Origin of the sequence: Alishewanella sp. WH16-1, from assembly GCF_001441695.1 — a bacterium.
Lineage (GTDB): Bacteria > Pseudomonadota > Gammaproteobacteria > Enterobacterales > Alteromonadaceae > Alishewanella > Alishewanella agri.
In genome coordinates this window covers 1-3,980 of sequence record NZ_LCWL01000114.1, presented here as the reverse complement: position 1 = coordinate 3,980, position 3,980 = coordinate 1, and the positions used below count along the sequence as shown (strand labels likewise).

At 49.6% G+C, this 3,980-nt stretch carries 3 protein-coding genes, 4 tRNA genes and 1 pseudogene; 1 reads left to right on the top strand and 7 read right to left on the bottom strand.

Translation table 11 applies throughout. From position 1 onward, the window contains the following. Positions 1–96: 96 nt before the first annotated feature. The 7 genes from AAY72_RS12185 to murB form a co-directional block, all read right to left on the bottom strand. A tRNA-Thr gene (locus tag AAY72_RS12185) sits at positions 97–172 on the bottom strand. 12 nt (positions 173–184) lie between these two features. Beyond that, a tRNA-Gly gene (locus AAY72_RS12180) sits at positions 185–259 on the bottom strand. A 31-nt stretch (positions 260–290) separates the two neighbouring features. Next, positions 291–375 (bottom strand) — tRNA-Tyr (locus AAY72_RS12175). Between the two features lie 5 nt (positions 376–380). Then, positions 381–456 (bottom strand) — tRNA-Thr (locus AAY72_RS12170). A 111-nt stretch (positions 457–567) separates the two neighbouring features. Further along, positions 568–1,260, bottom strand: a complete 693-nt coding sequence (locus tag AAY72_RS12165) for a type III pantothenate kinase (RefSeq protein WP_057787799.1) — start codon at positions 1,258–1,260, stop codon at positions 568–570. After that, on the bottom strand, positions 1,260–2,243 hold the full coding sequence (gene birA / locus AAY72_RS12160; protein WP_057787797.1) for a bifunctional biotin--[acetyl-CoA-carboxylase] ligase/biotin operon repressor BirA: 984 nt from the start codon (positions 2,241–2,243) through the stop codon (positions 1,260–1,262). The genes AAY72_RS12165 and birA overlap by 1 nt, the downstream gene beginning before the upstream one ends. Continuing rightward, the gene (gene murB, locus AAY72_RS12155; RefSeq protein WP_057787795.1) at positions 2,230–3,240 is read right to left on the bottom strand and encodes a UDP-N-acetylmuramate dehydrogenase; all 1,011 of its coding nucleotides are present in this window, start codon (positions 3,238–3,240) and stop codon (positions 2,230–2,232) included. Before murB ends, birA begins: the two co-directional genes overlap by 14 nt. A gap of 134 nt (positions 3,241–3,374) precedes the next feature. Between murB and AAY72_RS12150 the strand changes: the two are divergent. Beyond that, a pseudogene (locus AAY72_RS12150) lies at positions 3,375–3,965 on the top strand (IS630 family transposase); the annotation flags it as partial. Between the last annotated feature and the right edge of the window lie 15 nt (positions 3,966–3,980).

The following is a 3,980-nucleotide window of genomic DNA, read 5'->3' as shown; positions in this document are numbered from 1 at the left end:
TTCAAATTTAGCCTTAGCCATAAGTAACCCTTATTAAACAAAACGGCGGTGATTGAAAAATCAGCATTGTAATGCTTACGAGGGAGGCTTGCAAGATGGTGCTGATACCCAGAATCGAACTGGGGACCTCGTCCTTACCAAGGACGCGCTCTACCGCCTGAGCTATATCAGCATTCTGATCTTTTGGAGCGGGCAGCGGGAATCGAACCCGCATCTTCAGCTTGGAAGGCTGAGGTAATAGCCATTATACGATGCCCGCGGCCTTCTCGTAGCTATTTTCCTGACGAAGATGGTGGAGGGGGAAGGATTCGAACCTTCGAAGGCAGTGCCGGCAGATTTACAGTCTGATCCCTTTGGCCACTCGGGAACCCCTCCACTAATGGTGCCGCTTATCCGAGTCGAACGGATGACCTACTGATTACAAGTCAGTTGCTCTACCAACTGAGCTAAAGCGGCACTACGTCAGTGGGTGCGAATTCTAGTGGAATGCGGAAAGTCGCGCAACAGAAAAACGCGAAAAAAGCCGATTTTCTTGGCCAAGTGGCTAAATGCTAGCCAAAACAGCTTTTAATTGTCGATGTATTGCGCAATGCCCCGAAATAACAAAAAGGGATCAACCAACACTGGTAGATCAGGCAGATAGCTTTTTAACAGTTCGGCATCACCCCCGGTGAGCAGCAGTTGTTGTGCCGGTGTTGTTTGCCAGCCCAAACGGATTGCACCTATTATTGCTGCCAAAGCACCGTTTTCGACACCGGCGCTGGTAGAACAGCCCGGGGCGAGGTTTGGCATCAGCTGCTGCGCCTTATGTACCCGCGCAGTCTGAGCCAGTAGTGCTTGCTGCTGTAATTGTAATCCAGGCAAGATCCACCCACCCAGATGACGATTTGCCTCCAACCAATCAAAGGTCACAGCGGTTCCGGCGTCGACGATTAACTGACGAGCTGCCGGATAAGAACGATAAGCACCTAGCATCGCTAACCAGCGGTCAACACCAAGCCGTTGTGGTTCGACATAGCTATTAATCAGCCCAAAAGCACTGGCTTCCGTATGTAATTGTATCGTTGGAAAACTTGCCGCTTGCAGACCTTGTAACAACTCTGTCGTTTTCTGCTCTGTTGCTACGCTGCTCAGGTAAGCTGAAGTAACAGGTAGTTTAAGCAAGCGAGCAACCGAATCGAATGCCAACTGTTGGAACTGGCCGTTCTGATATAGCACCGCTTTTAACCTACTGTTTCCCAGGTCCAATAGTAGCTGCATCAGGTTACTCCTCTTAAACTGAGCTCTCCGCCATAAAACGTCTGTAAGCCAGTCGCAGTTTCAAGAAGCAGCGCACCTTGTTGATCCACACCGCGACAAATGCCGCTGGTCTCTTTGCTACCGCTGAGTTTAACTGCCTTGCCGGCATAAAGATCAAACAGATTAAAACGCTGTTGAAAAGGTACAAAGCCCGCTGCATTAAACAGCTCCAAAGCACCGATTAGATGCTGCTGCAAACGGGCAATTAGCACATTGCGATCAATCGTTGCTGCTACGTGAGTTTGCAGATCCGTAAATGGTTGGTCGATGCTCTGATCTGCCAGCTGCGGCAAACGAATATTTAAGCCTATGCCGATAACTAACTCACACACTTCATCCGCTTGCCCCGCCAACTCAACCAAAATACCGGCGGCTTTTGCTCCGTTAATGTATAAATCATTAGGCCATTTTACTTGCGCCGGTACGTGATAATCTTGCTGTAACAGTTCTGCTAATACGCAGGCAACAACCAGGCTCAATCCCATCGCAGCAGGGATCCCCTGCTCCAATCGCCAATAGCAACTAAAGTATAGACTGCTACCAAAGGGCGAAAACCATTGCCGCCCACGGCGCCCCCTTCCAGCGGTTTGCGCCTCGGCCACGATCACTTGCCCCGGCTGTAACGGCTTACCGGCCTGGATCAGTGCCAGTAGCTGCGCATTGGTGGAGTCAGTAATATGCTGCACCCGGATCTCCGGAACTTCGTTACACTGTAAGTTACGGATCACTGCCGCATCTAATAGCTGCAATGGGCTGGAGAGTGCGTAGCCCTTACCCTTTAGCTTAAAGATATCTAACCCGAGTTGACTTAACTGCTGCAGGTTATTGGCGATTGCGGTACGACTTAAACCAAAACGTTCAGCCAGACGCTGACCTGAGTGAAACTTGCCGTCAGCAAGTAAAGCCAGCAACTGCCGTTGTAGCTGTAAATTAGGTTGGGACATGGTGCTGTCCGGCGCCATTGAGCAATCTGACTTCAGGTTCAAGTTCAATGGCGAAGCGCCGCATCACGGTACTACGAATGGTCGCTATTAAAGTCAGTAAAGGCGCGCTATCAACCAGGCCATAATTCACGATGACCAGAGGTTGCTTCTGATAACAGCCGACGTTATCAACTACCACGCCTTTGAAACCAGCTTGCTCTATTAGCCAGGCAGCAGGTACCTTGACACCGTCTGCTTGTGGATAGCCAGGCAGTGTTGGATAGCCATCGCGTATAAGTTGAAACTGACGCTCAGTAATAACAGGGTTTTTAAAGAAGCTGCCACAATTGGGCAGCTGCCGGTAATCAGGAAGCTTACTTTGCCGGATCTGGATAACAGTTTCGAAAATCTGCTGCAAACTGGCTGTTTTTGGTAACTCTTTTAAGCCGGGATAATCCAGCACTGGCAAAGGCTGGCGTGATAGCGTCAGGCCAAGGGCCACTATTACGCCGCGGCCCTGTAACTGCTGTTTAAAAATGCTATCGCGATAAGCAAACTGGCACTCCGATGCTGGTATCCGTACTACTTCACGGCGCTGCCAGTCGTAGAAATCAACGTAGCTACAGCGATCTGAGAGCTCGACACCATAAGCCCCAATATTCTGTACCGGCGCTGCGCCGACAGAGCCCGGTATTAAAGCCAGGTTTTCCAGGCCCCATAACTGTTGCTCTATCGTCCAATTGACCAGTTGATGCCAGTTATGGCCAGCTTCAACGTGTAACAGAACATGGTCAGTATCGGCGTGTTGGCTTATCGCCTTAGCAAGATAGCGTAACACCGGCTTATGTTGCGTCGCCAAAAAGATGGTATTAGTGCCCTCACCTAATACTGTTGGATAATCCGGTCCACTAAATTGCTTAAGATCCGCAATATCGGCGGCGAGAAATACCTGGTCGAGTTGATAAGGCAGGCGAAAACTTGAGTACTGTTCAGCTGCTTGCTGACAAAGAAGTTGCATAGCAAAACCATGGTTGTGAATTAGCCGCAATTTTAAAGAACCCCCGGCGCGAGCGCAAATTTATTGCGGCTTTGGCTGTAGATGATTGGTTGCAGATGCCAGATAGCACTGACGGTTCTTTATCGGACTATGCGCTAACGGATATATTTAGATTTTTTGTTATCTCAGTGTTTTGTCTTCCTGGTACGGTGCGTTTGGAAAACGTCGATGTCTGGTTTCAGGATGAAGCGAGAATTGGTCAACAGAACACCACCACACGCTTATGGGCCAAAACTGGCTCGCGACCACGCGCGGTAAAGCAGCAGCAATTTGAATACGCTCATCTGTTCGGTGCTGTCTGCCCGGCAAGTGGTGCCACAGAAGCACTGATTGTGCCTTTTCTGAGCAAAGAGGTGATGAAAAAGCATTTAGCGCAAATCTCAGCGGCAACCGCCAAAGGCCGATTTGCCGTCGTCGTGATGGATGGCGCAGGTTGGCATAGTGATGATATTGCCGATGATTTTGATAATCTGACGATTTTAAAACTGCCGCCGTATTCGCCAGAGCTCAACCCGATAGAGCAGGTATGGAGTTGGCTGCGCCAACATCATTTAGCGAACCGTTGTTTTGAAAACTATGAAGCGATAGTGGAAGCGTGCAGCGAGGCTTGGAACAGCTTTATCAGCGATACCCATCGAGTGATCAAGATGTGCTCTAGAGAGTGGGCGATACTGAACAAGCTTTAAGATGGAATGGTATAA

Coding starts and splice junctions, on each gene's coding strand:
- AAY72_RS12165 (WP_057787799.1), bottom strand. CDS start 1,260: ATGCAGCTACTATTGGACCTGGGAAACAGTAGGTTAAAAGCGGTGCTA.
- birA (WP_057787797.1), bottom strand. CDS start 2,243: ATGTCCCAACCTAATTTACAGCTACAACGGCAGTTGCTGGCTTTACTT.
- murB (WP_057787795.1), bottom strand. CDS start 3,240: ATGCAACTTCTTTGTCAGCAAGCAGCTGAACAGTACTCAAGTTTTCGC.